This is a genomic window from Caulobacter sp. HMWF025, from assembly GCF_003060965.1.
In the GTDB taxonomy this organism is placed as follows: Bacteria; Pseudomonadota; Alphaproteobacteria; order Caulobacterales; family Caulobacteraceae; genus Caulobacter.
The window spans coordinates 1-3085 of the sequence record NZ_QAII01000043.1 but is presented as its reverse complement, the minus strand read 5'-3'; the positions used below and the strand labels follow the sequence as shown (position 1 = coordinate 3085).

Here is a 3085-nt window from a genome sequence, read left to right as displayed (position 1 = left end):
ACCCTTCCCCCATCAAGGGGGAAGGGCTCGAAATCAGAGAACCCACCATGGCTCCCCGCGTCCTTATCGCTGACAAGCTTTCCCCCGCCGCCGTCGACATCTTCAAGAACCGCGGCGTCGATTTCGACATCAAGGTCGGCCTGTCGAAAGACGAGCTGATCGCCGTGATCGGCGACTATGACGGCATCGCCATCCGTTCGGGCGCCAAGCTCGACAAGGACGTGATCGCCGCGGCCCACAAGCTGCAGGTCATCGCCCGGGCCGGCATCGGCGTCGACAATGTCGACATCCCGGCCGCCACCGCCAAGGGCATCGTGGTGATGAACACCCCGTTCGGCAACTCGATCACCACGGCCGAGCACGCCATCGCCATGATGTTCGCCCTGGCCCGCCAGCTGCCCCAGGCCGATGCCTCGACCCAGGCCGGAAAGTGGGAGAAGAACCGCTTCATGGGCGTGGAGCTGTACGCCAAGACGCTTGGCCTGATCGGGGCCGGCAATATCGGCGGCATCGTCGCCGACCGCGCCCTGGGCCTGAAGATGAAGGTCGTGGCCTATGACCCGTTCCTGAGCCCCGAGCGCGCCATCGAGATGGGCGTCGAGAAGGTCGAACTGGAAGACCTGCTGGCCCGCGCCGACGTCATCACCCTGCACACCCCCCTGACCGACAAGACCCGCAACATCCTGTCGGCCGACAACCTGGCCAAGACCAAAAAGGGCGTGCTGATCGTCAACTGCGCCCGCGGCGGCCTGGTCGACGAGGTCGCCCTGCGTGCGCTGCTCGACAGCGGCCATGTCGGCGGCGCCGGCTTTGACGTCTTCGTCACCGAGCCGGCCAAGGAAAACCCGCTGTTCGGCTCCGACCGCGTGGTGGCCACCCCGCACCTGGGGGCCAGCACCAGCGAAGCCCAGGAGAATGTGGCCCTGCAGGTCGCCGAACAGGTCAGCGACTATCTGCTGACCGGCGCCGTGACCAATGCCCTGAACAGCCCGTCGATCACGGCCGAAGAAGCCCCCAAGCTGAAGCCGTTCGTGGCCCTGGCCGAGAAGATCGGCGCCCTGGCCGGCCAGATGGTCGACTTCGGCATCAAGGCCATCGACATCGCCTATGAGGGTGAAGTGGCCAATCTGAACGTCAAGCCGATGACCTCGGCCGCCCTGTCGGGGATCCTCAAGCCGATGCTGGCCGAGATCAACATGGTCTCCGCCCCGGCCGTGGCCAAGGAGCGCGGCATCACCGTCTCCGAGAGCCGCCAGGAGGTCAGCCCCACCTATGACAGCCTGATGCGCATCACCATCACCACCGAGAAGGGCAAGCGCGCCTTTGCCGGCACGGTGATCGCCGGCGCGCCCCGTATCGTCGAGGTCAAGGGCATGGAGCTGGACGCGGGCTTCTCGCCGGCCATGCTCTACATCAACAACCTCGACAAGCCGGGCTTCATCGGCGCGCTGGGCATGCTGCTGGGCGAGGCGGGCGTCAACATCGCCACCTTCAACCTCGGCCGCGTCTCGGCCGATGAGGATGCCATCGCCCTGGTCGGCGTCGACCAGGCTCCGGATGCGGCGCTGCTGGCCAAGATTCAGGCGCTGCCGCACGTCAAGGAAGCCCGCGCCCTGACCTTCTAGGGCTTTTCCACCCAGCCTCGGCTATAGCGGGCGTCGTCGTCATCTTCCGGACATTTCCGAAGGTTACGGCGGCGCTCGTTTCCGTTCTGACAGGCCCCCGCTTCATGAAGCTGTTCTCCAACCGCAAGATCAACCGGCTGGCCTTTGCAGTGTTCGCCACGGCCTGCGCCTACGCCCTGTGGCAGGCCCTGCTGCCGGGCGATGACAGCGTCGGCCTGATCCCGTGGGATAAGGCCAAGCACTTCATCGTCTTCTATGTGCTGACCACCCTGGCGGTGATCGCCCTGCCGGCCAGCCGCTTCTGGCGGATCGGCGTCGTGCTGCTGGGTTTCGGCGTGCTGATCGAGGTGTTGCAGGCCCTGCCGATCATCGGCCGTGACGCCTCGGGCGGCGATATCCTGGCCGACGCCTGCGGCATCGGCGCGGTGTTCGCGCCGATGGTCCTGGCCACCTGGCAGAAGCGGACGACGTTTTAGGCCCGGATTTCTTCCGGGCGTCTCTGCAGACACAGGGTCGCGTCCTCGCCGGTTTTGCGCCGGCGAGTGTTTGGAGGCGGCGGAGCGTCCGGGCCAAACCCGGAGGATTGTTTGTAGGAGTACCGTTTCGGCCTGGGCCGGAGCGCTCCGCGTGACCGATTTTCCGGTGAGCCTTCGGGGCGCGGGGTTTTAACCCGCTCCCGACAGAGGCCCCCGACGGGCGGAAGGGCAGCGACCCTTCCGGACCGCGCGGGCGATTTCAGCCCGCGCCTGCAGTGCCTGCCGCCGTTGCCGGGTCTTCCATCGGCGAGTTAGCGACCGGTTTTTCCCGGCGAGACCCTCAGGGGGACTTACACGCCTCGAACCGGTCCCCGCCGGGGACGACGTCGACAGCGGTCAGGCAGACACGACCCGCTCGACCACTCCCGCCCCCCGTCAGGTCGCCAGCTGGACGGCCTCCCCAGGGACGGGACGAGGCGAAGTATGGGGCCGGTCCGGGCGGGGCGGACAGGTTTTCGATCGTCACGCTGGTGCTGGGGCTTAGGGCGTTGATTTGGCTGGGGGCGCGGTGGGGATATGCCCGTGCGGGAACGGGGATAGAGGGGCTTCTCCCTTCCCCCATCAAAGGGGTAAGGGTTGTGGTTTGGCGGTCCGGATTTGGCTGAAGCCACCGCCCCTCGGGCAGAGCCATCCTTACATCTCACGGCGAGACGATCGCTGGTCTGGTAAGGTCTCTCAAGGACGGCCCTGCGGGCCGCCGCGTCGCGGCGACGCGAGAGCGTCGTCCTTGACTGACCTTTCCAGACCGGCACGCTACAGCCTCCAGGAGATTTAAGGATAAGCCGGACGCGGGGCGTCGGCTTTCGGGAACGATGTCAAAGGGAGCTTTCGACTCAAGTCGAACGGTCATGATCCCTCTCTCTAAGAGAGAGGGAGGGGCCCGTCCCGGCGAAGGCCGGGATGGGAGGGTGAGAGGTTTCGCCC

Annotated in this window: 2 protein-coding genes; both read left to right on the top strand. The window is 66.4% G+C overall.

Features of this window, described 5'->3' with window-relative positions:
• The first annotated feature begins 47 nt into the window (after positions 1–47).
• Positions 48–1625: a phosphoglycerate dehydrogenase gene (gene serA, locus DBR10_RS05420; protein ID WP_108505362.1), complete on the top strand. Its 1578-nt coding sequence runs from the start codon at positions 48–50 to the stop codon at positions 1623–1625.
• Positions 1626–1729: 104 nt separating this feature from the next.
• On the top strand, positions 1730–2101 hold the full coding sequence (locus tag DBR10_RS05415) for a VanZ family protein (protein WP_108505363.1): 372 nt from the start codon (positions 1730–1732) through the stop codon (positions 2099–2101).
• The last annotated feature ends 984 nt before the right edge of the window (positions 2102–3085 follow it).

Coding starts and splice junctions, on each gene's coding strand:
- DBR10_RS05415 (WP_108505363.1), top strand. CDS start 1,730: ATGAAGCTGTTCTCCAACCGCAAGATCAACCGGCTGGCCTTTGCAGTG.
- serA (WP_108505362.1), top strand. CDS start 48: ATGGCTCCCCGCGTCCTTATCGCTGACAAGCTTTCCCCCGCCGCCGTC.